Source organism: Phaeobacter gallaeciensis DSM 26640, assembly GCF_000511385.1.
In the GTDB taxonomy this organism is placed as follows: domain Bacteria; phylum Pseudomonadota; class Alphaproteobacteria; order Rhodobacterales; family Rhodobacteraceae; genus Phaeobacter; species Phaeobacter gallaeciensis.
This window is the reverse complement of sequence record NC_023138.1, coordinates 151604-173869: the sequence shown is the minus strand read 5'-3', so window position 1 is coordinate 173869 and position 22266 is coordinate 151604. Positions and strand designations below refer to the sequence as shown.

Sequence of the window (22266 nt, the reverse complement as noted above, 5' to 3'; positions counted from 1 at the left end):
TCCGAATGACCGACATTCTCTGCCGTGAACCGAACACTGTCATGCGTCTGGCGCGCCTCGGTTCGATGCACCAATCACGCCTGTCTTTCATGCGGGTTTTGACCCGGCGTCTGGCACGCGAGGGCTGGCGTTTTGAACAAACCGCCTTTGACATTGATGAGACAGGTCAAGGCCATGCGGTTTACACCGCGCATGGGCCAGATCGCGCCTATTCACTGGTAGCATTTGCCCATGATCTGCCGCCAGAGAAACGTTCTGACCGCGTCATTGCGGAGGCGTGGGACGCCACATTCACCTTGTACGACGGGGTGCCCACCGACGCGGATATCACGCGGCTGTCGCAGAATATTCCTGTTCAGGAAGCCGGGCGTGTCTCCGGCTCGGAACTGTCTGTCTCCCGTGCGAACCGCTCTGTGCGGTTGTGGGAACATGTGGTCAGCTCCTTGGCGTCAGGCCAGCAACCCTCTGCTGAACAGATCGATGCGGTGGGCTACCTGATGCGGACCACCGCCGTTTATGGGTCGGGAAAACTGGGGGCGGCGGATCGTGAAATGATCGCGGAGCGCCCCGAGTTTCGCGCGCCTTTTCAGGTCGAGATGCTGTCGGTCTATCTGACCCGTTGGTTTGTGACCGATTTGGTCCAGCACATGGCGGATTGCCGCGCGAGAGCCAATGGCACCACTGCCGCCAAACTGGCTCCGGAGTTGGCGCGATCGATGGGAATTGGCAATTCTACCGGCCTTGGAATGGCGCCGTTTCTGCTGAACCATCCCGTATTGTTCAACAATTGGGTGGCTGCGCGTGAAAAGGCCATTCAGGCTGTGCGCAACATTGAAGAAGCCCATCCAGATGACATTGCGCTGTTCCGTTCGTTGGTTGAGCGCAGCAAAATGACAATTGCGGACTGGCAATCAGAACACCCGATCCAGATCCAGAAACTGAGCGCGCTGCGGTCGGACGCTGATCAGGTGACAAGTTATCTTGAAATCCAGACATTGGCGGGGCCGAAGCCCTGGGACGTCCTCTATCGCTGGGCTGAGGAGACGCTCTCGCTGGAAGGGCAGGAGTGGATCGCCTCGCTGATGCTGGAACCTTACGGCGGATTGGTCGATGGCTTTGCCGAAGACATGTCGGCGGACAACACTGCCACCTTCCGCATTGCCGGTGCGATGACGATTGGGGATTTGCGCAAGATCCTGTGTGATGTCTACGCGTGGGCCATCGATACCAACTGGCAGACGCCGGCGAACAAGGCACGTGCCTGGTATGTCTCAGAAGAGAAGCTCGAACCTCGGTTAGGGGAACGCTTCGAGGAGCCGATTGAAGAATATGAGCAGCCATTGGCACCGGGTCGTGATGCTGCCATGTTGTATCAAGCTCTCGCCCATTGGCCGGACGAGGCTCAGGTCGCCGATTTCTTGCTACGCCATTCGGAGCATCGCCACGTTCTGCGGCGTGCCCAGATCGTCGGGCGCGCGCCCTATGCGGAAATTCGTGACAACACGATTTCCGATCAGGTGCTCCCCATTGATATGCTGCGCTGCAAGCTGGCCTTTTTCGGGGCGACCAAATTCGACCCCCGGTCGGACCGCTGGGTGCGGATCTGCATGTATGGCAACGCCCCGCTTCCCACTGAGTTAACCGCTGAGAACGCAGAATTTTGGGTGTTCCCCGAACTGGAAGAGGGTGCAGCATGAGCCATTCGCTGAATGAAATCGAGGCCATGAGCAAGCGCGCTGCCCGCGGCGCTGGTCTCTCTTGGGGGCTGGCGGAAGAGGCTGCCAAGGGCACCCGATGGCTGTCTTCCTTTGGTTTTCCCGGCACCGAAATGCTGGCGGGTCTTCTGACCATGAATGACCGCATTCCGTCGATTGATGTCTCGCCTGTTTCGCTGCGGGCAGAGATCTGGCACGCGCCCGCCCGCAGGATGAGCCCGCTGATTGCCGGCGCGGCGCTGAGCGACTGCGCTGTGCGCCTGTTGGACCGCGGCCGGATCACGATGGAGAATGTGAATTTTCCCTTGCTGGCTGTCCCATTTATGGGCGGGGCCGCATTACGACTGGGGCGCCCTGTCGCTGCAGAATGGCAGGGCGCGCGGCTTGCCACCGATGGCAAGCGGCTTTGCGTGCAGGGAGAGAGCGACGCCTTTCTTACCCAACTGGCGGATCAGATGGTGTTTTCCGCACCGGCCGATATGACAGGCCAGAAGGAACCCGTCATGCGTGCCAATGTTTCGGAAGAAAGCTGGGACCAGCTAAGCCAATTCGCCCATCGCACCTTTGCGCCTGCCACCGAAGAAAGCCGCCTGCGGGGCGCTGGTGCAGGTCTCAGCGACAACGATTGATCACCCTTTCGGTGTCAGCTTGTCTGGCACCTTATCCTTATATTCAGACGAGAAAGATCGACATGACTGCGACAGAAACCCTGACCCTTGCTGAAATCGAAGATCTGGCCTTCCGCGCTCTGGTCAAGGCGGGCACCTCTGAGGCCAACGCCCGTCCCCTGGCTGTCGCCACAGCCATGACCGAAGCCGATGGCGTTGCATCACACGGGCTGGCCTATATTCCAATCTACGCCCAGCATGTGGAATGCGGCAAGGTTGATGGGCAGGCCACCCCTGTTGTCGAGCAGCCCCGCCCCGCTGTGGTGACCGTGGATGCGGCAACTGGATTTGCCCACAGCGCGATTGATCAGGGGTTCGAAAAACTGATCCCACTGGCTCGTGAAATGGGTGTTGCCGTTCTCGCAGTGAACAATTCCTACAACTGCGGTGTTCTGGGGGTTCACACCCAACGTCTGGCGCAAGCGGGTCTGCTGGGTATCGGTTTCACCAATGCGCCAGCCTCAATCGCGCCCTCGGGCGGGGCCAAACCGGTTGTGGGCACCAACCCGTTCTCCATCGCGGCCCCCGATGCAGATGGCAACGCTGCGTTGCTGATCGACCAATCTGCCAGCACCATCGCCAAGAGCGAAGTGATGAAACACGCCCGCGAAGGCAAACCCGTGCCTGAGGGCTGGGTTCTGGATGCGGACGGCCAGCCGACCACTGATCCCGACGCAGGTCTCAAAGGCTCCATGGTGCCCTCCGGTGGCTACAAAGGGGTCGGCATTGCGCTGACCGTTGAACTGATGGCCGCCGCCATGACCGGTGCGACGCTCGGCTCAGTCGCCAGCCCCTTCTCCGGTACTGCGGGGGGCCCTCCGAAGACAGGTCAGTTCTTCATAGCAGTTGATCCGAAGGCAACGGCGGGCGGTGCGTTTCAGGAACGTTTGGCCGACCTCATCGCCTCTATCCATGATCAGGATGGTGCCCGCCTCCCCGGTGATGGCCGTCGTGCCTGCCGGACCCGTGCCGCATCTGAAGGTGTGGCCGTCAATGCCGCACTCTTGGAGAAGGTCCGCGCGCTCCTCTAACCTATTGTGGCGAAGTCCACTTTCAGACAACAAAGAAGGAGGCCACCACGGCCTCCTTCTTTCATTTCATGGCCTGCTATCCCCGCAGGATTGCCCCAGCCGGATCAAACGGTGGCTGCTCCAGGATGACCGCACGGTGTGGACGGCCCAGCACCATCACCTCCACCACGTCGCCGGGGTTAGCATCCCGCACAAACCCCAGTGCAAGCGACATCCCGACGCTGTAGCCGTAGGCACCGGAAGTGACCCGGCCAATGCCCTTGCCATCCTTGAAGATAGGCTCACCCCCGGTTGCATCAGCATTCGACGCCTCCGTCCCCGCCTCATCCAGATGCAACAGCACCAGCTGTTCGCGCGCCGGATTTTCTAAAACACTTTGTACGCTATCTTTGTTCAGGAAGCCCTTTTGCAGTTTGCAAAGCCGATCCAAGCCAACCTCATGAGGCCAGTATTCCGGGCTGTATTCCCGGCTCCAGGAGCCATACCCTTTTTCAACACGCAGAGACATCAAGGCCCGGCTGCCAACGGGACCTGCGCCGTATTGCTCACCCGCCGCCAAAAGCGCCGCATAAAGCCTCTGCTGATCGTCACTTTTGCAATGTAGCTCCTAGCCAAGATCGCCGGTGAAAGACACCCGCAGGGCAAGCACTTCCACCCCTGCAAGCTCAATCATGGCCGACCGCATGAAAGGGAAATCCTCCGTCGCAAGCGATGTATTGGTCAGCCGTTGCAACATCTCGCGCGACTTCGGGCCAGCCACGTTGAAACCACAGGTATCATCCGTTTTTGATTCAAAGACCGTGTCCCCAGGCAGCGGCACCTCTTTGAAAAACCGTTTGTGATAACGCTCCGCCATGCCGGATCCGATAATCCAGAATTCATCGTCTGCGACACGGGTCACGGTGAAATCTCCGGCGATGCCCCCGCGTTTGGAGATCAGCGGTGTCAGGCAGGAGCGACCGACAGCCTTAGGCATCGTGTTGGCAAACACAGCGTTCAGCCAAGCCTCAGCTCCCGGTCCGGCACAGCGGTATTTGGCGAAGTTAGAAATATCAATAATGCCTGCGCGGCTGCGTAGCATCCGACATTCTTCACCCACTGGCCCCCACCAATTCTGGCGGGTGAACCCGTTGGTGTCCTTGGCACCCGGTGTATCGGCAAACCACAAGGGATGCTCCCACCCGGCATTAAGACCGAAGACTGCACCCATTTCGGCCTGAAGCGCATAGATCGGACGAGTCCGCGCGGGACGACCTGCACTGCGCTCCTCATTGGGGAAGTGGATGGCAAACCGATGCGCATATTGGTCCTTCACCCGTGCCTTGGTGAATTCCTTGGTCGCCCAACTGCCAAATCGCGCGATGTCCCAGGCGAACATGTCATATTGGGTCTCGCCCTCAATGATCCACTGCGCAGCCATCAGCCCCATACCACCGGACTGAGAGAACCCCGGAATAATCCCATTGCAGCAGAAATAGCCTTCCATCTCCGGAACCGGACCCATCAGAACATTGGCATCCGGCGACCAGATCATCGGTCCGTTGATGACACGTTTGATCCCTGCCTCTCCTACTGCCGGCAGCCGCTCAATGGCGTTCATCATATTATCCTCAATCCGTTCCAGATCGTCCGGGAACAGGTCATGGGCGAAATCCAGCGGTGTGCCGTCTTCGGCCCAGAATTTCATATCCTTCTCATAGGCGCCGACCAGCAGGCCCTGCCCTTCTTGGCGCAGATAATATTCGCCATCCCGGTCGCTGACCGATGGCAGCCGACTGCCATGACCTTCGACATCGGCCATGGTTTCAGTCACGAAATACTGGTGCTCCGTTGGTTGCAACGGCAGCTCAATCCCAGCAAGCGCTGCAACCTCTCGGCCCCAAAGCCCGGCAGCATTCACCACCCATGGCGTGCGGATATCCCCTTTCGGGGTTTGGACAAGCCAACTCCCGTCCGCCTGCTGCTCGGTGGCTGTGACGGGAGTGAAGCGATGGATCTCCGCGCCGCGTTGGCGCGCACCCACTGCATAGGCATTGGTCACACCCGATGGGTCCACATTGCCGCCGTCGGGTTCATACATCACACAACGGATGCCGTCATAATTGACCAGCGGGTTCAGGCGCTTGGCTTCCTCAAGGCTGATCTCGTAGAAATTCATGCCATAGAGCTTGGCCTTGGCGGCCTGAAGCTTCAGCTGGTGTTCGCGCTCCTCAGTCTGCGCCAGATACAGAGATCCCGGCTGAAACACCCCACAGCTTTGCCCGGTTTCCGCTTCCAGCTCTTTGTAGAGCGTCATGGTATAGTGCTGGATACGGCTGATATTTGTACTGTCGTGCAACCCATGAATATTGGCCGCTGCATGCCAGGTCGAGCCGGAGGTCAACTCATCCCGCTCCAACAGGACCACATCGGACCATCCCAGTTTCGTCAGGTGATAGAGGATCGAACAGCCGATGACACCTCCGCCGATGACAACTGCCTGTGCTTCACTGCGCATTTCTGCCCCCTTCAAGAGCCTTATGTCGCGGTCATAGTGGCCTGCACCGCCACCGCGACGGGTTGGACCGTTGGGTCCGGTTGAATGGCCTCACACCTTAGGGTGCCAGCCAGGATTGTATGAAAAATGCCCGTTTGCGACATCTCAGAAGACAAGCCGATGCGCCCGCCCCTGTGCGGCCAGGCGGGCGTTCAACGGGTCGGCCTCCGGCGCGCCGCTTTCCAGCGCAAAGACAAAGGCATGAGTGAGATAGAAGCAGGCCCGATCAATCTCGTCTTCGCCCTCCGCCGCGTCCGCAGCCAAAGAGTAGAGCCGTATCAGAGCGGCGCTGTCACCCTCCGCATGGGCCTGTAGCAGGGCCTGTTCAAGATCATCACGCTCCATGCCTCAGCCCTTCAGCGAAATCGCGATATTCTTGGTTCGCACATAATTATACAGCGCTTCCAAGCCTTTCTCGCGACCAAAACCGGATTTGCCGATGCCGCCAAACGGGGTGGAAATTCCACCAGCGAACCATTCATTGACAAACACCTGACCGGCGCGAAGTTTACGCGCAACGCGGTGCGACCGCGCCAGATCACGGGTAAATACCCCGGCGACCAAACCGAACTCCGTGCCATTGGCTATGGTGATTGCCTCCGCCTCAGTCTCAAACGGGGTGATACAGGTGACCGGTCCAAAGATCTCTTGTTGGGCGACGCGGGTATTTGGGTTGACGTTAGACAAAATCGTCGGCGCCATGAAATGACCCTCACGCTCCAGCCGTGCTCCACCGGCGGCAATACGGGCGCCATCCTGCCCTGCGGTTGTGATCATCGCTTCGATCCGTGCTAGCTGCGTTGCGGAAATCACTGGCGTGTGCTCTGGATTGTCGATGCCGTGTCCGACCGTCAGCCCATCAGCCAACGAAACCGCACGGGCCACGACCTCGTCATAGATCGAGCGATGCACCAGAACCCGTGCCATGGCCGAACAGACCTGACCGGCATTGAAGAAAATCCCCGATTGCAGGCTATTCATCAGCCCATCCAGATCCGCATCGTCAAACACCACCGCCGCAGATTTGCCGCCCAGCTCCATTAGGGACGGGGTCACCGTGTCAGCGGCAGCCCGCAGGATCGCCTGCCCGGTAGGCACAGATCCGGTAAAGACGATCTGATCGACTTCACTGCTGGCGACCAGACGCGCGCCAAGATCGCCGCCGATGCCATTCAGGATTGAAACTGCGCCGGCGGGCACCTCGGCGCGTTCCAGTGCCGTACCCAACAGCGCCAGCGCGATTGGATCCAGCTCAGGCGACTTGATAATTGTGGCGTTCCCTGCCGCCATTGACGGCGCCAACGACCGAGCGGCGATAGACACTGGAAAATTCCAGGGCACCACCTGCGCTGATACGCCATGTGGTTCATATATCGTGTAGTCGACGTAGTCCGGCCCTAGGGGGATCGACTTCCCTTCAATTTTGTCGGCAACGCCACCATAATATTCAAAATATAAGGCGGCTTCTTCGAATTCATCCCTTGCGGCATCCAATGTCTTACCGCTTTCACGGCAGAGGATCTCTGCGCCTTCCGCCTTGATGGCACGAATTTCGCGCGCCACGCGCAGCAACAATCGACCGCGGGCTGAGGGCTGCAGGTCCGCCAGATCACCTCGTTCAAAAGAGGCCCGCGCGGCCTCCAGCGCACGGGCTAATGTGGCCTCCCCCGCCATCGCCGCATCGGCAAAATCCTGTGCCTTGCCGGGATCCTCAACCGCTAAACGCGCGCCGCCGTCCCCTTCGTCCCAGGATCCGGCAAGGTAGTTCCGCGCCAGACCATCGCGCAGGAAATCGCTCATACCGCGCGCCCTCTTTGTACTTGCGTTGCGACCCAATGGTGAAAGTTGTGCGTCGGCCCGTCCATCGCCGGAGAGAAACGCCCACCATCGAACAATATCCCGTGGCGACCTTTCTGCATGCCTTCGACAACAAAGACATCTTCCTCAAAAACAGTCTTCCACAGTTGCGCGTTGGAGGCGCGCAGCCCGTCAAGCTCCGGCGTGTCCCGCTCGCTTTGGGCATAGTAGAGCTCAATATGTTCGACCGTATGGCCGCAGTCCTTTGGCTCCAGAACAATCGCAAAACTATGATCACGCTGCACACCCAGCAGGACATTGGGATAAACTGCGATATATTCAGCACCTTCATCCCATTGGTCACTCAATCCTGCAAAATCGGGCAGTTTGGCGCCCCCCTCATCGGTCAGCTGGCGATAGACCAAGGTGCCCTGACCCGAATATTGCCCGCGCTCCTCAATATTGTAGTGATCCTCCAGTCGGGAGTAGCTGTTGAGACCGGGGTGCACCCAAGGCAGGTGATAACTCTCGCAGTAGTTTTCGACCGCCAGCTTCCAGTTGGTCGCGACCTCCAGTTTCAGCGAGGACCCTTCGCCGCCGTGATGGATCGGCGTCTCAAATTCCTGCCAGCGTTCCAGCAATCCGGCATGAACCTCAGTGAAGTCAGGCGCCTGCCCATCGACGTTTACAAAAATCACATCCCGCCAGATATGTGAGCGGATACGGATCAGACCCAGTTTATCCATATCGACGTCTTCATGGGTGTTTTGCCCCGGTCCGCCAACATGTGGTGTTGTCCGCAAGGCGCCGTTCAGCCCGTAGCACCAGCTGTGATAAGGGCAGCGGATGGCACCACGGATCTTTTGCGGTTTGTCGACAAGGATCATGCCCCGGTGACGGCAGGTGTTCTGAAACACGCCAATTTCACCAGTACGGTCCCGCACCAGCAACAGTGGCATGCCAAGGAAATCAATCGGCTTGGCGTCCCCTGCCTCCGGTATGTCCTTGGCAAAGCCGATACCCGACCAATTCGCGAACAGAACCGATTTCTTTTCTTCGTCAAAAACGCGTGGATCGACGTAATGTTCATTTGGCAGACCATTGGCGGTGTTAACCGAGGTCAGCACAGACGACAGGGGGCTATGTGTGTTCATCGAACTCTCCATGGCGAAGGTGGCTGCCCTATTGGAGGCGCAGACCGGCTGCGCTCAATAGGAGAAAACTTCATTCATGGATGAACGAGACTAAACTGATGTATCGCGCGCTTGCGACAGGATCCATTGTTTCAGCTTGAGCGCATTGGGTGACAGTTCATCCTCCGGCAACCCGACCAGATAGAATTCCCGTGGTGCCGGAACACTATGATGGCCAACAATCGCCAGCTTGCCGCTGTCCAGCATCGGCTGGATCAGTCGCCGCCACCCAAGCGCAACGCCTGCCCCCTTTCGTGCGATTTGCAGCGCAACCGAATAGCTGGTCACCCGGGTGCCAGCAGCGATGTCGCCCTTGTGGCCCAATTCGTGGAACCAGTCGGCCCAAGTTGTCCAACTCTGGCTCGCGCTTTGCAGGTGGATCAGCCGTTGCTCTGCGAGTTCCTGCAGGGAAGCACCGTTAAGCCCCGCCGCGAGATCGGGCCGCGCAACGGGCACCAGTTGATCACGGTAGATTGCGGTATGCGCCAGTGTGGCATCACTGTCTCGTCCATAGCGGATAAAAAAATCAAACTCCCGCGTGTCATGAAACGGGCGGTCCTGCGTGATCTGATGAATGTTCAGATCCGGGTATTCCCGCCAAAACTGGATAATCACTGGAGACAGCCAAAGCGCTGCCACTGCCGTGGTCGATCCGACTGTTACCGCGTCCTCCTCGCCCATTTGTCGGGTTTTTGACAGCTGGCGCGAGATTTGCCGGAACGATGTGGCCAAGCTCTCATACAGCCCCTGCCCCTCACGGGTGAGTTCAACGCCACGGTGTTTTCGCTGAAACAGAGCAACACCAAGCTCTCCCTCCAGCGCCTTGATCTGATGGCTGACTGCGCCCGGTGTAACAGATAATTCCTGCGCAGCATTTTTGAAACTTAGGTGGCGCGCGGCGGTTTCGAAGGCCGCCAGTGTGGTGAGGGGTGGTAGGTCATAGTGGCGTCTGGACATGGTGGCTCTGCTATTAGGCGTGGCTAGGCATTATATCAGTTCACCTGAGTATGAGTATTTTTCGAATTGAATGGCAAACTCAAATGCGGTTCTGAGAGACATCAATTCACCCCTTGGAGGACAGACAGCAGATGGACACCCGGATCGCCCGTCTTGTTGGCAAAACTGCACTAAGCCCTGATACCGCCGATTTTTCCTTTGAACTCATTGAGGGGCGGTTTTCCGGTCTGGAATCCGGTGCGCATGTTGATGTGCACCTAGGTTCGGACCTTGTGCGGCAGTATTCGATCTGGAACTGGAGCCAGGATGGCCGTCAGCTGAATATTGCCGTCAAACAGGAAGCCAACGGCCGTGGCGGATCGCGTGCCATGCACGCATTGCAATGTGGGGATGAAATTGCGCTCGGCACTCCCCGTAACAATTTCAGATTACAGCCCAACACGCATGCCAATACGGATTATGTCACTTTGATCGCGGGTGGAATCGGTGCCACACCTCTAGTGGCCATGGCACGTGAGTTGGCGAATGCGCGGCGGGATTTTCAGGTTTACTATCTGGTCCGCTCACAGGATCTGGCCGCGATGGATCAGCAGTTTCGCGCGCTGGATCTGGGGGACCGTTATCATCTGCATTGTGACGATACCGACGGCCAGCTGGATCTGGCCGAGGTTCTGCGATCAATGCCGATGGGGAGTGATGTCTACACCTGTGGGCCGGAGCCGATGCTGAACGCGGTGCTGGAGGCAGGCAGTGTCATGCGCGGTGGCACCATCCATTTCGAACGTTTTGCTGTCCTTGCCGATACGGATACGGGTAACAATGAAAGCTTTGACATCGAAATCCAGTCAACCGGCGCAATGCTGCGGGTGTCCGCTGAAGAGAGCATTCTGGACGTCCTAAAGGCCAACGGCATCGCGGTGGATTTCGGCTGTTCTGAGGGTCTGTGCGGGGCCTGTCTCGTTGATGTGCTCGACGGGGAAGTGGATCATCGCGATGGCATCCTGACACCAGAGGAACAGGCGACAAACAGCTATCTCTGCACCTGTGTCTCCCGGGCCAAGGGAGATAAACTGGTGCTAAATCTCTGATACCTATAGCGGTCACCGCTGCGGAGCAGCGCGGCACCCCTGCCGCGCCACCGATCCGCTATTCGATCTTTGCCGGTAGGCTCAGGTCACCGGATGCAACGTCAAAAACGTCCACAACACAAAGCAATGGTGCATGCACGTTGGCATTGACCCGTAGGGCGGATGTTACGCCATCATAGGCCACGCCACTTAGGTCCACATCGCTGCGAAAGCCAACCGTTACGGCAATTTCCGGCCCGTCGAACAGTGGCGTGAAGCCTGGGCTGTCCAGGTAAATAGGCAGGCCCGGCCATGTTGCTGGCAGCTGCGGCGTGGCATCTGCGGGGATGTCACGCACCGCCAATGCGCCGGGGCCGCAGGCCTCGGTCGGGGTCAGGACCACCCAATGGCTATGCCACAGCAGGCCATCATTGCCTGTATCCCCATCATTGTTCTCATCCACCAGGGGCGTGTCATCAAAATCAGGATGGCTGGTGGCTGCCAGTGCAAGGATTCCGGTGCCCGGTTCAAACCCGACCGCCTCAGGGTCCAGTGAAGTAGGCCAGACGTATGAGAACACTCCTGCTCCGCCAACCGTACCTACGGGCTCCGGCGTGTCGGCCCCGGCATCACCATTTGTCGTCATGTGAAAGGTGACGGTGTTACCGGCCCGGTGCGCATGAGCCGCCAGAATGTCAAAGGACGCCACTTTCTGGGTGTCTGTTTCAGACAGTATAGCCCCCTTTTGGTGCACGGCATGATTGCCATCGGCAAGAGCGCTGCCCGCTCCAAGTACGAGGATGGCCGCAGGTGTAAATAATCGTGTCATAGTCGTCTCCAGTATAGTGGTAGCGAGTCGCTATAATAAACCATATTGCGCTATTGATTTCGAGTCGATACCAATAGTCCATGACATCACAATCCCGTATTCGTTCGCTGATCAATCGTCTGGCCCGCATCGACGCCGCTGGCGGATGGTCGGGCAGCCTCAACCCCGCCCAATACGCTGCATTGGATTACCTCGGACGCGCCAACCGATACTCAAGAGCGCCCTCTCACGTGGCTGAGTTCCTTGGGACAACACGCGGCACCATGTCCCAGACGTTAAAGGCGCTCGCACGCAAAGGATTTGTTCAGGAGCAACCCAAAACCGGTGATCAGCGCTCGATTTCCTATGGATTGACCGCAGAAGGGCTGGCACTTGCAGAAGCGCCTTCTGTCATCGGCGCGGCTTTGTCAGAGCTGGAGGATCAGGTGGCAGAGGCGTTGGAAAGCGCATTGGCGGCAACCTTGCGGACCGCATTAGACGCCCGTGGCGGGCGGGCTTTTGGCTTATGCAAAACCTGCCAGTTTCACGATACCGGCCCTGCCCATGGCTACTGTACCCTGCTGAATCTACCACTTCAGCCCGGTGACAGAGATCTAATTTGTGTGGAACATAAGGCGCTTTCAGATGATGCAACCTGACCTTTCAACCCGGATAGCGGGGATTTTTCACGGTCCTATTGCCACCCCTTGGGCAGACAAGGCCCCGACGGCCATCCACAAATCTCCCGTTCATGGGCTGCAGCAGATAGACTTCGACGGCTTCACCGGGGATGCCCAGGCAGATCTAACTGTCCATGGCGGCGCGGATAAGGCGATCCATCACTACGCAAGCGATCATTATCGCCTATGGCAGGACGAAGCAGAGATGCCGTTCACCTCGGTGCCTGCCGCTTTTGGTGAGAATATCGCCAGCCTGGGGATGACCGAGGACACCCTCTGTATTGGTGATATCCTGCGATTGGGCACCGCCGTCGTTCAGATCAGCCAAGGGCGGCAACCCTGCTGGAAACTGGGACACTATACCGGCAACACACGGATGCCCTACCTGTTTCAAAAAACAGGACGCACCGGATGGTACTACCGGGTGCTTGAGCCCGGAACCGCGCAGACAGGGGATACCATCACGCTGATGGAACGGCGACAGTCAGGCTGGACGGTACAGCGTGTCACGCGCGCACGGCTCACCCGTAAGGTTTCACCGGAAGATGCCGCAGTGCTGGCACGTATGGAGGATCTCGCCGCAGGTTGGCGCGCCGCCTTCACCCGCATGGCAGAGGGAGACACTGGCGAAGATACCCGCGCGCGGTTGACTGGCGCGCAGGAGTAGGACTCAGGTTGGTCCCTATTTCTAACCGCGTCACGACCGCAGTGATCAGCCGACCCGGTATTGCGGAGTCGTGGCGAGAAACTGTCCGTAGGCTGTCGCGTCTGGCGGTGAAAATTGCTCCACCAGCGGGTTTTTGCGCTTGTGCACCCGCGCGCCCATATCCGACAGCAGTTCGTCGAAGTGTTTGAAATGAAAGGGCGCTGAACACAGCCCGCCGTAAACTCGTGCCGCTGGCCGCTCGCGGCGGCGCCAGTTCAACATCATCTCAATACTGTCATCCATCTCAGCGCGACTCGGCTGATGGGCCAATTGCCCGTCGGCATAGCGCACCAGCCAGTTGGCGATCATCTCGGCCGACAGAACTGTGCAGAAGCTGGAATTGAACCCGACAAACCCCATTTCCGGCAGATCCGGGTTCACCGACAGTCGGTAGACGCGATACTGCCCGTCGTCCTCTATCAGCTTGTCTCGGTACTCTTGCGCCAGATAGGGTACGCCAAGCTTCCAGCCAACCGCCAGAATGGCGATATCGCAGGGAACCACTTCGCCAGTGCTCAGCCGCAGACCGTCCTCCTGATAGCTCTCAAAGGTGCCGATGACGGATGTGATACTGCCGTCATTCAGCCCCTCAAAGAGACCCGGCGTCACAATCGGCACGGAGCAGGACACTTCTTTCTCAATGGGAGTGGTGGGCACCATATTGTGCTTCTTAAGTCCCAGTTGCAGTTTCAGCAGGGTTTCCAACCCGCGAAAATTGGCCCAGACAAGAGGCTTCAGCGCTGCCGCGATGACACGCTGCAAGGGATTTTTGCCCCATTGATTGAACTGCTGTTCCTGCGCCCGCATATAGAGCAGCTTCTTGAAGTTGATGCCGCCGACGAAATAGGGCACGCGCCAGACGTTCTCCCGGTAGACCAGCCGTACAGATTTTGCGCCGTTCTTGGCTGCATTGACAGCAATATCGGTGGCAGACTTGGACCCGCCGAGGACCACCACGTCCTTCCCCGCCATCAGGCTGGGATCTGTGTAATCCGACGAGTGCATCACCTGCCCACCCCGCGCGACAAACTCCTCCTGACCTGGATGGCGGATGATGTTCTTTTCCGAAAACTGACCGGTGCAGATCGCCACAAAATCGAAATCCTGCTGCCAGATCTGGCCAGCGGCCTCAAGTGTGAGGGTCCATCCCGGTTGGCCATCCTGCCGCCGGTCCATCGCTGTGATCGAAGTGTTGAGCCGGAACAGCCGCGCCAGCCGGTGTTTCTCTGCATAGGAGTGCAGATAGGCATGGACCTGCGGTCCCTTGGGCCATTCCGGATACTCCGCGGGCATCGGATGGTCGGTGTAGCAATAGAGATCTTTTGGCGATTGTGTCTGCACGTCCGGGTAGGAGCGTGACAATTCCCAGACCCCCCCAAAGTCATGGCTGCGTTCGAACCCGATCACTCGATGCCCGCGCTCATCAAAAGCTTTGGCTGCGGCCAAACCGCTGACACCCCCACCGATTACGGCAACCGTTTTTCGTTTTATCATATTACGTTCTCCCCTCCCGGCCACTCTCCCGGCGGCCGTCTTTATCGGTCGGTCCGCCTCCCCGGCGGACCGGTCGCTGGCATGGATCCGACGGGTCAGATGGCGATCCGGCCCGTTTCAATCTCAGGCATCAGCTGGGGGTGGCAGGAAATCGACCTCATGCAGGGCAGACAGGCGCACCAGTTCCGCCGGATCAGTCACGCCGTCCAATTCAATGAACAGATCAAACAGCTTGCGCGCGGGCGCCACGCCGAAAATGCAGTGCGCTTCTGCGCCGGACCGATTAAAAATCGCGTGGGCTTTGCCCTTTGGCATACGCACCATATCGCCGGGTCCGGCTTTGTGGATATCGCCTAGAAATTCCACCTCCAGCTCCCCTGCCAAGACGCTGATCCATTCATCCTGCGTGGGGTGGATATGCGGCGGCACAAACGTATCGGCAGGCAAAACCGCATCCCAAATAAACGCATCATTGCTGAGCAATTTGGGGACGTAGGTCTGTCCCACCACCGTCCAAGACATCCCCTGGATGCCCTCGCTTGCCTTGGTGATCCCTTTTTCCATCGCGGTTTCCTCCCTGAAACTGTGTTGCGATGACCAGCCTGCACCGGGAGCGAAAATTCGATTATCCAGAAAACGAACCCATCTGATCCCTAGATGGTTGAGGCTTGAAATATCGTTGCAGCGATCTAAGCTGGAGCCACCAGACGTGGAGGCGAGATGGCCATCGCTGCCCAGACAGAGGCTGTTGAATATCTGAAAAATCATCCGTTGCTGCGCACCGGGGATCTTGATGAGGCGCGCCATCGGGTCGGGCAGAAATTTTGTGATCACCGATTGGATATTGCGCAGCGGCATCAAGACCTTGCAGTCCGCCACAACCACGTGGCCGGGCGTCACAGCTCGATCAACTACCTGCACTATGGTGCTGATGTGACCATTGATCCGGGCATGTTGGATTCCTTCTATTTGCTGCAGATCCCACTGTCCGGTCAGGCCAGTGTCCGGCATCGCGGCTCAGATATTGTTGCAAATGCAGGCACTGCGACGCTGCTCAATCCGGACCGGGACACGACAATGCAGTGGGGCGCTGATTGCCGCAAACTGCTGCTACAGATTGATCGCGGGCATTTGGAAACCGTGGCGCGCGAGATCATTCGGGCAGAACTGCCAGGACCAATCCGCTTTGCCACCCGCGTCGATCTCCATTCCGAGGGTGGGCAGCGCCTGAGGCAGATGGTCTGTGCCTGTGTTCAGGCGGCCGAGGCTGGGGTTCTGTTCCAAGGTGCGCTAAGTGGCTCCGATCTCCGGGTGGAAGAGGATCTTGCACGCGCGCTGCTGACACGGCTTCCCAGCAATATTTCTCATATTATTGAACGCGCTGACCACGGTGCGTTGCCGCCGGGTATCCGAGCGGCAGTGGAGTACATTCACGCCAACCTGAGCAATCCGATCCAGCTGAGCGATATCGCAGCCCATGTGGACCTGAACATTCGCACTCTGCAAAACGGGTTTCGTCGCGCCTTTGGGGAGAGCCCGATGCGGGTGCTTCGCAACGCTCGTTTGGATGCGGCGCATTATCACCTGATGGCACAGACCGACACGCCGGATGTGACCACCGCTGCCTTTTCCAACGGGTTTTCACACCTTGGCCGCTTCGCCCGCGATTACAAGGCCCGCTTTGGCCACTCGCCCAGTCACACCGCCCGCCGACAAGACTGCAGCTAACGTCCCGCCTTGCTTGCCCTTGACGGTGGAGCTACATCTTGCTGCAAACCGCATGGGTAAGCGCCGATGCGATGGAGACACCAGCCAAGGACACAGATGTCAGACGGCCAGCGCAAACCCACCCGGATCGAGACGACCGCCAAACGACGGCAACAGATCCTCGAAGCGGCCATCATGTGTTTCCTCGAAACCGGCTACCACCAGACCGGTGTGCGCGATATCGCAAATCGCGCAGGCGTCAGCCTCGGCAACCTTTATAATCATTTCCCGGGCAAACATGATGTGCTGGTGGAGATTGCCTCTCTGGAACGTGCGGAACTTGTCCCCTTTATCGACGGGCTTGCACAACCACGCGCCCCGATGAAGCTGCTCGAGAACTTCGTGAGAGCTTATGCGAAATACCTCGCGGTGCCGGAGAATGTCATTCTAGGGCTGGAAATCACCAGCGAAGCCATCCGCAAACCGGATATCGCCCGTCTCTTTCTTGACAATCGCAGGGAATTGGTAGTCGCACTCGCCAAAATTCTGGAACGCGGCAGAAATGCGGGTGACATGAGGAGCCAGCTGGCCCCCAATGAAACGGCACAGATGATTGTCGAACTTATTGAAGGCAGCGCCTACCGCAGCGTGCTGGAAAACGTGCCAATGCGACAGCTGCGGGGCAGTCTTCTGGATTTCATCCTCGCGGCGGTGCGCTCGGACTGAGGCTAAAGCGGAGTATCCCGGACCAGCCTCAGGCCCAGATGTGCTGGCGGCGATCCTACGGCACATCCACCCCGCGCCGGGTCGCGGACAAGGAATGGAACGGCTGCCAGATGTTCGCCTGCCACAAAATACGCCGGACAACGGCTGGAACTGGCGCCGGAGGCACCGGCGTAGCAATCCTGCGTCCACTCCCAGACGTTGCCGTCGAGATCAACAATTCCATCCGGTGATGTCGTATAGCTGCCTTGCGGACGCAGCGCCCGGCTCTTTTGTTCGCCCAGAAGATAGGTTGACGCCCAGGTGAGATCTGGATCTGTGAAGATCGGATCAGGCTCTTCAGGGAGGACGGATGCTGCGAGATGCTCCCATTCCGCAACACGCGGCAGGCGATATCCGCCATCGCTGCGGGCATTGATCCAGGCCAGATATTCGCCCACATCAAGATAGCTCAGCCCGGTTGCAGGCGTGATCGCGGCATCCTGATTGGGGCGTGTCCGCAGGTTCAATGCGCAAACCCCGTCGGCATGGCAGCGGTTCCACTCCGCTACCGTGACCTCATGTTTCATGACGTAAATGACATGCTGCCGGCCATGCTCGGCGACCGCAGGCACCAGCTCTGGCTGAAGGATGTCCTCCCCCGCAGGGCCGACAGACACGCGGGGAAGGAACATGGCGACCAACAGGACCAACGTCGCCACAAGGGCGCCCAGACCCAACAGGACAATCCGGTCAGCGGGGCGGTGCAATGTGGCAGCGGTCATTGTGCTCTCCTAGGTCTTGATGCGCGGTGCGCTGGTTCAGGTTTCAAAGCTGCGCGGCGCAACAACCTGTTCCATCAGCGCATTATCCCAGGCGCCACCGACGACGAAGTGGGCAGTGGCCCCCAGCAGAACCGCCTCAATCAGATTGTGGTTCACATAGGCATAAACGCCGGGCTGCTCGAAGGTGTACATCGCTGCCATGGCGCTGCCGCCACGCACGAACCAGCTTTCGATACCGGTGAGTGGCGCGTCGGTGAATGACCCGGTCTCCCAGACATAATTGCCGTGGCCGCCGATCAGGTGCGGACGGGAGTCGCGGTTGGCCTGGTTATGGATTATCAGAACCGTCTCGCCGACCTTTGCGCGCAGTGCGTTGTCGCCGGTCAGAGCACCAACAGCGCCGTTGAAGACCGAATGGGTCGGCACCAGTGTCCGCATCGCGTCCATACTGTCAGCGTAATCGTCGCCTGCCAGTTCATAGGTGCGATAGTCGCCGTTTTCGTCCATCGGCAGATAGTAATCCTGCTCACCGATATAGGCGATGCTGTCATAGCGCAGCGGATTGCCCTCCCCGTCTTTGAGGCCATCGCGCGGCAGCACCATGATGGCACCATTCATCCCATGGGTAACGTGGTAGGGGATCATCGCGCCGCCAGGTGCGCAGTGATAGGTGAAGCAGCCGGGTTTGGTTGCTTTCCAACGCAGAACAGTTTCTTCGCCTGGAAAAACATGGGTGAGACCGCCGCCCCCCAGTGCCCCGGTCGAGGCGTGAAAGTCGATGTTGTGTTCCATCTGACTGTCTGTCGGATTGCGCAGGGTGAGTTCGACATAGTCGCCCTCATGCACGATGATCAGCGGGCCGGGAACAGACCCGTTGTAGGTCAGCGCCCAGATCTCGGCACCGGTGTCCTCATCCACCACCATCAGCCGCTCTTCGGTGATCAGTTCAATCTCTACGATTTTCGGCCCGCCGGATGCTACCTGTTCATGTTTGGGAGCGAACGGCGGCGCGACCAATTCCTGTTTGACGCGGGTGTATCCCGACAGATCCACCGGGGCGGCCTCGGCCTGCGCCTGCGCTTCGGCTTGAATGAACTGGGGCGCCGCGCCGCGCAGTGGCGGCACCGCTGCACGACGACCGGCCCCGTTTGCAGAGGAAGCCAGCCCACCGGTCATCGCAGCAGCACCGGCCAGAACGGTTCCGCGCAGCACATTGCGACGGCTTGTTCGCGCAAGCCCGGGGTTGAAACGTTTGGTCATTGTCGCTCTCCTTGTCTTTGGCGTGCTCCGCCTTGGGCGAGCCGCATTTGCTGATGTCGCGATAAATTTAGGTGATCGTTGAATTCGGGACGTTGCGGCAGCGCAAAGACAGCGGAGGTTTTTTGGCTGACCAACCGGCGGTCAAAGCTTCACGCGGGTGACGACCCCTCAGTTTTGTTTTAGGATTACGACAACGCTTGTTCGGAGATGCCGTGCGCCACCTACATGAAAGCCTGCTTCGCCCGCTGCCACCATTCTCGCAGCTGGCCGACGCGCAGATCCGCACGATCCTTGATCACGCCAGCAGTCGTGGAGTTGGACCTGGTCAAACGGTTTTTGCTGAAGGTGATCCTGCGGAGACATTTTACCTGCTGCTGGATGGCACCATTCGGGTCGTACGGATCTCCAGCGACGGTGAACAGGTGACCTCCCTGCATATTCCGCCTGGACAGCTATTCGGAATTGCACGGGCACTCGGGCGCGACAGCTATCCAGCCACCGCCGTTGCCGCGAGCGAGGCGTTGATGCTATCCTGGCCAACCTCTCTGTGGGACAGTTTCATCGCCGACTATCCAGGCTTTGCCACAGAGACCTATAAAACGGTCGGTGCCCGTATTGGCGAGATGAACACCCGTATCATGGAGATGTCGACACAACATGTCGAACAGCGGGTTGCCCGGGCGTTGCTGCGATTGATCAATCAATCCGGCATCAAGGTCGCGCAAGGAATCGAGATCGGGTTTCCGATCACCCGTCAGGATGTTTCAGAACTCACCGGCACCACGTTGCACACGGTCAGCCGCCTGCTCAGCGCTTGGGAGAAGGACGGAATGGTTAGCAGTAAGCGCAAGAAAATCACTATCTGTGACCCCCATCGGCTGATGCTCCTCAGCGATCCGTAAGAGTGACATTGACGCAGTGCTGGCGTGTTGCACCCCCGCTGCACTGGCATTTTCTGATCTGATGGGAAACCGGAATCAGCCCCGGTTCTCGCGCGCGACTTCAACTGCGTCTGCCAGCGCAGCGCGAAACACCTCTTCATCCAGATGGTATTCTGTGCAGGCTTCGCTGACGGAGTGAAACGGGCTGACCATACACCCAACGCAGAGCATATCGTGGTCCATGAAGACCCGGACCGTCTCCGGCCAGGTTGTCATAAGGACATCCAGCGGCAGGTCGGGGTCGTCCAGTTTAAGCGGCGGCATGACAGATCAATCCTCTCTCTAAGGTGAGGTTAGCAGCGGCAATCGCGTCAAACCTTGCGCTTGCACAACCTTTGCCCCTGCTGCCCGGGCTATCACCAAGCGATCAGCAACTGCCGGAAAGGGCCACGCCATGGCTGAATTTCTGACCAAGTCGCGGGCGCGCAATGTGTTCTACGGAGGATCGATTTTCTTCGTCGTGGTGTTCATTGGCATGACCGTGCACAGCCACCGCTATGTAGTGACAACCTCCACCGCAGAAATGCCCCTGACCGAAGCCGTCACACTGGGCAAGCGGGTCTGGGAGCGACACTCCTGCATCAACTGCCACACGCTACACGGCGAGGGAGCATATTTCGCGCCGGAAGTCGGCAATGTGATGACCAGATGGGGTGTTCAGGATGACCCTGAAGAGGCCTTCGAAATCTTGAACAGCTGGATGGAGAGCCAGCCCAGTGGTGTCGAGGGGCGCCGTCAGATGCCCTATTTCGAGTTGACCGAAGAGGAAACCCGCGGCCTGGCCGAATTCCTGCGATGGGCCGATCAGACCGATACTCAGGGCTGGCCGCCGAATGACGCGGGTTAAGGGAGTGACATCATGAAATATCAATCTCAAAAGGTCGCTCAGGCCTATTTCATCTGCGCTATGGCGCTCTTCGCAATCCAGGTCCTCGGCGGGTTACTGGCAGGTTGGGTTTATGTCTCTCCCAATTTCCTGTCCGAACTGCTACCCTTCAATATCATTCGCATGTTGCATACCAACGCGCTGATTGTTTGGTTGCTGCTTGGCTTCTTCGGTGCGGCCTATTTCCTGATCCCGGAGGAATCTGAGCGCGAGATTTACTCGGTCAAGCTGGCCTACCTGCAGCTTGCGATCCTGATGGTCGGCACACTTGGGGCGGTTGGCTCCTATCTGGTCGGCATCCACGGTGGGCGCGAATTTTTGGAGCAACCGCTCTGGGTGAAATTCGGCATTCTCGTCGCCGCGCTGATCTTCTTGTTTAATGTGTCGATGACAGTGTTGGCGGGGAAGAAAACCGCGATTACCAATGTGTTGCTGATGGGGCTATGGTTGCTGTCGCTGCTGTGGATCTTCGCCTTCATCAACCCGGAAAACCTCTCTCTGGACAAGATGTACTGGTGGTTTGTTGTCCACCTCTGGGTGGAAGCAACCTGGGAGCTTGTAATGGCAGCGATCCTTGCGTTCCTCCTGCTGAAGCTGACAGGGGTAGACCGTGAAGTGGTAGAAAAATGGCTTTATGTTATTGTTGCCACCGCTCTTTTCTCGGGCATTTTGGGCACCGGTCACCATTTCTACTGGATTGGTTTGCCCGGCTATTGGCAGTGGGTTGGCTCGATCTTCTCAACGTTTGAGGTGATCCCCTTCTTCCTGATGATGTCCTTTGCCTTTGTGATGGTCTGGAAGGGACGCAAGAACCACCCCAACAAGGCCGCTCTTTTGTGGTCGCTCGGTTCCAGTACTGTCGCCTTCTTCGGTGCGGGTGTCTGGGGGTTCCTGCACACGCTGCATGGGGTCAATTTCTACAGCCACGGCACCCAGATCACCGCAGCACATGGGCACCTATCCTTCTACGGGGCTTATGTGGCGCTGAACCTCGCGATCTTTACCTATGCGATGCCAATGCTGCGTGGACGGGCGCCTTATAATCAGGTTCTGAATATGGCGAGCTTCTGGCTGATGACCGGCGGCATGGCGTTCATGACCTTCGTGCTGACCTTTGCCGGCACCATCCAGACCCATATGCAGCGCGTCATCGGTGACTACTACATGGATGTGCAGGACAGCCTGTCGATTTTCTATCTGATGCGGTTCGGGGCCGGCGCTGCGGTTGTGATCGGGGCCTTGCTGTTCATCTACGCGCTTTTGGTGGTGCGCCGGGATGAGGTGATTGCACCCGGACCGTCGCAGAATGCCAGCACTGTTGCGGGGGAGTAAG

The 22266-nt window shown here is 58.4% G+C and carries 21 protein-coding genes and 1 pseudogene; 11 read left to right on the top strand and 11 right to left on the bottom strand.

Translation table 11 applies throughout. The features are described from left to right. The first annotated feature begins 5 nt into the window (after positions 1-5). The 3 genes from GAL_RS19000 to GAL_RS18990 all read left to right on the top strand — a co-directional run bounded on the left by GAL_RS19000 (position 6) and on the right by GAL_RS18990 (position 3414). A complete protein-coding gene (locus GAL_RS19000; protein WP_024099168.1) occupies positions 6-1697 on the top strand; it encodes a hypothetical protein in 1692 nt (563 codons plus the stop codon). Continuing rightward, positions 1694-2344, top strand: coding sequence for a DUF3726 domain-containing protein (locus GAL_RS18995; protein WP_014881772.1), 651 nt, complete (start codon positions 1694-1696; stop codon positions 2342-2344). The genes GAL_RS19000 and GAL_RS18995 overlap by 4 nt, the downstream gene beginning before the upstream one ends. Before the next feature lie 62 nt (positions 2345-2406). Then, entirely contained in the window at positions 2407-3414 is a 1008-nt protein-coding gene (locus GAL_RS18990; protein WP_024099167.1) for an Ldh family oxidoreductase, read from the top strand. Between the two features lie 76 nt (positions 3415-3490). On the opposite strand, the pseudogene GAL_RS18985 reads toward GAL_RS18990, so the two are convergent. From GAL_RS18985 to GAL_RS18965, 5 genes and pseudogenes are all read right to left on the bottom strand, one after another. Beyond that, a pseudogene (locus GAL_RS18985) lies at positions 3491-5911 on the bottom strand (GcvT family protein). A gap of 144 nt (positions 5912-6055) precedes the next feature. Continuing rightward, complete coding sequence (locus tag GAL_RS18980) at positions 6056-6295, bottom strand: hypothetical protein (RefSeq protein WP_024099164.1); 240 nt, start codon at positions 6293-6295, stop codon at positions 6056-6058. A gap of 3 nt (positions 6296-6298) precedes the next feature. Next, complete coding sequence (locus GAL_RS18975) at positions 6299-7750, bottom strand: aldehyde dehydrogenase family protein (RefSeq protein WP_024099163.1); 1452 nt, start codon at positions 7748-7750, stop codon at positions 6299-6301. After that, positions 7747-8901: an aromatic ring-hydroxylating oxygenase subunit alpha gene (locus GAL_RS18970; RefSeq protein WP_024099162.1), complete on the bottom strand. Its 1155-nt coding sequence runs from the start codon at positions 8899-8901 to the stop codon at positions 7747-7749. The genes GAL_RS18975 and GAL_RS18970 overlap by 4 nt, the downstream gene beginning before the upstream one ends. Before the next feature lie 90 nt (positions 8902-8991). Beyond that, a complete protein-coding gene (locus GAL_RS18965) occupies positions 8992-9897 on the bottom strand; it encodes a LysR substrate-binding domain-containing protein (RefSeq protein ID WP_024099161.1) in 906 nt (301 codons plus the stop codon). Positions 9898-10028: 131 nt separating this feature from the next. On the opposite strand from GAL_RS18965, the gene GAL_RS18960 reads away from it, so the two are divergent. Next, on the top strand, positions 10029-10985 hold the full coding sequence (locus GAL_RS18960; RefSeq protein WP_024099160.1) for a PDR/VanB family oxidoreductase: 957 nt from the start codon (positions 10029-10031) through the stop codon (positions 10983-10985). Between the two features lie 58 nt (positions 10986-11043). On the opposite strand, the gene GAL_RS18955 is transcribed toward GAL_RS18960, so the two are convergent. Beyond that, the gene (locus GAL_RS18955; RefSeq protein ID WP_024099159.1) at positions 11044-11793 is read right to left on the bottom strand and encodes a hypothetical protein; all 750 of its coding nucleotides are present in this window, start codon (positions 11791-11793) and stop codon (positions 11044-11046) included. Positions 11794-11873: 80 nt separating this feature from the next. Between GAL_RS18955 and GAL_RS18950 the strand changes: the two genes are divergently transcribed. Beyond that, positions 11874-12431, top strand: a complete 558-nt coding sequence (locus tag GAL_RS18950; protein WP_024099158.1) for a MarR family transcriptional regulator — start codon at positions 11874-11876, stop codon at positions 12429-12431. Next, a complete protein-coding gene (locus GAL_RS18945; protein WP_024099157.1) occupies positions 12418-13119 on the top strand; it encodes an MOSC domain-containing protein in 702 nt (233 codons plus the stop codon). The genes GAL_RS18950 and GAL_RS18945 overlap by 14 nt, the downstream gene beginning before the upstream one ends. A gap of 45 nt (positions 13120-13164) precedes the next feature. On the opposite strand, the gene GAL_RS18940 is transcribed toward GAL_RS18945, so the two are convergent. Beyond that, a complete protein-coding gene (locus tag GAL_RS18940) occupies positions 13165-14652 on the bottom strand; it encodes a flavin-containing monooxygenase (protein WP_024099156.1) in 1488 nt (495 codons plus the stop codon). Between the two features lie 123 nt (positions 14653-14775). Continuing rightward, positions 14776-15216, bottom strand: coding sequence for a cupin domain-containing protein (locus GAL_RS18935; protein ID WP_024099155.1), 441 nt, complete (start codon positions 15214-15216; stop codon positions 14776-14778). Positions 15217-15372: 156 nt separating this feature from the next. Between GAL_RS18935 and GAL_RS18930 the strand changes: the two genes are divergently transcribed. Both GAL_RS18930 and GAL_RS18925 read left to right on the top strand, forming a co-directional pair. Beyond that, the gene (locus GAL_RS18930) at positions 15373-16380 is read left to right on the top strand and encodes an AraC family transcriptional regulator (RefSeq protein ID WP_024099154.1); all 1008 of its coding nucleotides are present in this window, start codon (positions 15373-15375) and stop codon (positions 16378-16380) included. 96 nt (positions 16381-16476) lie between these two features. Continuing rightward, positions 16477-17085: a TetR/AcrR family transcriptional regulator gene (locus GAL_RS18925; protein WP_024099153.1), complete on the top strand. Its 609-nt coding sequence runs from the start codon at positions 16477-16479 to the stop codon at positions 17083-17085. 2 nt (positions 17086-17087) lie between these two features. Here the strand turns inward: GAL_RS18925 and GAL_RS18920 are convergent, their stop codons facing one another. Together GAL_RS18920 and nirK are read right to left on the bottom strand one after the other, a co-directional pair. Further along, on the bottom strand, positions 17088-17846 hold the full coding sequence (locus tag GAL_RS18920) for a formylglycine-generating enzyme family protein (RefSeq protein ID WP_024099152.1): 759 nt from the start codon (positions 17844-17846) through the stop codon (positions 17088-17090). Positions 17847-17882: 36 nt separating this feature from the next. Continuing rightward, entirely contained in the window at positions 17883-19106 is a 1224-nt protein-coding gene (gene nirK, locus GAL_RS18915) for a copper-containing nitrite reductase (RefSeq protein WP_024099151.1), read from the bottom strand. Between the two features lie 212 nt (positions 19107-19318). Here nirK and GAL_RS18910 point away from each other — a divergent pair, with 212 nt between their 5' ends. Beyond that, entirely contained in the window at positions 19319-20008 is a 690-nt protein-coding gene (locus GAL_RS18910; protein WP_024099150.1) for a Crp/Fnr family transcriptional regulator, read from the top strand. A 75-nt stretch (positions 20009-20083) separates the two neighbouring features. Here the strand turns inward: GAL_RS18910 and GAL_RS18905 are convergent, their stop codons facing one another. Then, a complete protein-coding gene (locus GAL_RS18905) occupies positions 20084-20311 on the bottom strand; it encodes a DUF1858 domain-containing protein (RefSeq protein ID WP_024099149.1) in 228 nt (75 codons plus the stop codon). A gap of 130 nt (positions 20312-20441) precedes the next feature. Here GAL_RS18905 and GAL_RS18900 point away from each other — a divergent pair, with 130 nt between their 5' ends. Together GAL_RS18900 and GAL_RS18895 are read left to right on the top strand one after the other, a co-directional pair. Next, positions 20442-20894 carry a c-type cytochrome gene (locus GAL_RS18900; RefSeq protein WP_024099148.1) on the top strand — a complete coding sequence of 151 codons (453 nt, stop codon included), beginning with the start codon at positions 20442-20444 and terminating at the stop codon, positions 20892-20894. Between the two features lie 12 nt (positions 20895-20906). Beyond that, complete coding sequence (locus tag GAL_RS18895) at positions 20907-22265, top strand: cbb3-type cytochrome c oxidase subunit I (RefSeq protein WP_024099147.1); 1359 nt, start codon at positions 20907-20909, stop codon at positions 22263-22265. Position 22266: the final 1 nt, after the last annotated feature.

Excerpts from the sequence above, each read along its gene's own strand:
- GAL_RS18995 (WP_014881772.1), top strand. The coding sequence starts at position 1,694 with ATGAGCCATTCGCTGAATGAAATCGAGGCCATGAGCAAGCGCGCTGCC.
- GAL_RS18990 (WP_024099167.1), top strand. The coding sequence starts at position 2,407 with ATGACTGCGACAGAAACCCTGACCCTTGCTGAAATCGAAGATCTGGCC.
- GAL_RS19000 (WP_024099168.1), top strand. The coding sequence starts at position 6 with ATGACCGACATTCTCTGCCGTGAACCGAACACTGTCATGCGTCTGGCG.
- GAL_RS18950 (WP_024099158.1), top strand. The coding sequence starts at position 11,874 with ATGACATCACAATCCCGTATTCGTTCGCTGATCAATCGTCTGGCCCGC.
- GAL_RS18965 (WP_024099161.1), bottom strand. The coding sequence starts at position 9,897 with ATGTCCAGACGCCACTATGACCTACCACCCCTCACCACACTGGCGGCC.
- GAL_RS18975 (WP_024099163.1), bottom strand. The coding sequence starts at position 7,750 with ATGAGCGATTTCCTGCGCGATGGTCTGGCGCGGAACTACCTTGCCGGA.
- GAL_RS18945 (WP_024099157.1), top strand. The coding sequence starts at position 12,418 with ATGATGCAACCTGACCTTTCAACCCGGATAGCGGGGATTTTTCACGGT.
- nirK (WP_024099151.1), bottom strand. The coding sequence starts at position 19,106 with ATGACCAAACGTTTCAACCCCGGGCTTGCGCGAACAAGCCGTCGCAAT.
- GAL_RS18905 (WP_024099149.1), bottom strand. The coding sequence starts at position 20,311 with ATGCCGCCGCTTAAACTGGACGACCCCGACCTGCCGCTGGATGTCCTT.
- GAL_RS18960 (WP_024099160.1), top strand. The coding sequence starts at position 10,029 with ATGGACACCCGGATCGCCCGTCTTGTTGGCAAAACTGCACTAAGCCCT.
- GAL_RS18930 (WP_024099154.1), top strand. The coding sequence starts at position 15,373 with ATGGCCATCGCTGCCCAGACAGAGGCTGTTGAATATCTGAAAAATCAT.
- GAL_RS18955 (WP_024099159.1), bottom strand. The coding sequence starts at position 11,793 with ATGACACGATTATTTACACCTGCGGCCATCCTCGTACTTGGAGCGGGC.
- GAL_RS18900 (WP_024099148.1), top strand. The coding sequence starts at position 20,442 with ATGGCTGAATTTCTGACCAAGTCGCGGGCGCGCAATGTGTTCTACGGA.
- GAL_RS18980 (WP_024099164.1), bottom strand. The coding sequence starts at position 6,295 with ATGGAGCGTGATGATCTTGAACAGGCCCTGCTACAGGCCCATGCGGAG.
- GAL_RS18895 (WP_024099147.1), top strand. The coding sequence starts at position 20,907 with ATGAAATATCAATCTCAAAAGGTCGCTCAGGCCTATTTCATCTGCGCT.
- GAL_RS18970 (WP_024099162.1), bottom strand. The coding sequence starts at position 8,901 with ATGAACACACATAGCCCCCTGTCGTCTGTGCTGACCTCGGTTAACACC.
- GAL_RS18935 (WP_024099155.1), bottom strand. The coding sequence starts at position 15,216 with ATGGAAAAAGGGATCACCAAGGCAAGCGAGGGCATCCAGGGGATGTCT.
- GAL_RS18920 (WP_024099152.1), bottom strand. The coding sequence starts at position 17,846 with ATGACCGCTGCCACATTGCACCGCCCCGCTGACCGGATTGTCCTGTTG.
- GAL_RS18925 (WP_024099153.1), top strand. The coding sequence starts at position 16,477 with ATGTCAGACGGCCAGCGCAAACCCACCCGGATCGAGACGACCGCCAAA.
- GAL_RS18940 (WP_024099156.1), bottom strand. The coding sequence starts at position 14,652 with ATGATAAAACGAAAAACGGTTGCCGTAATCGGTGGGGGTGTCAGCGGT.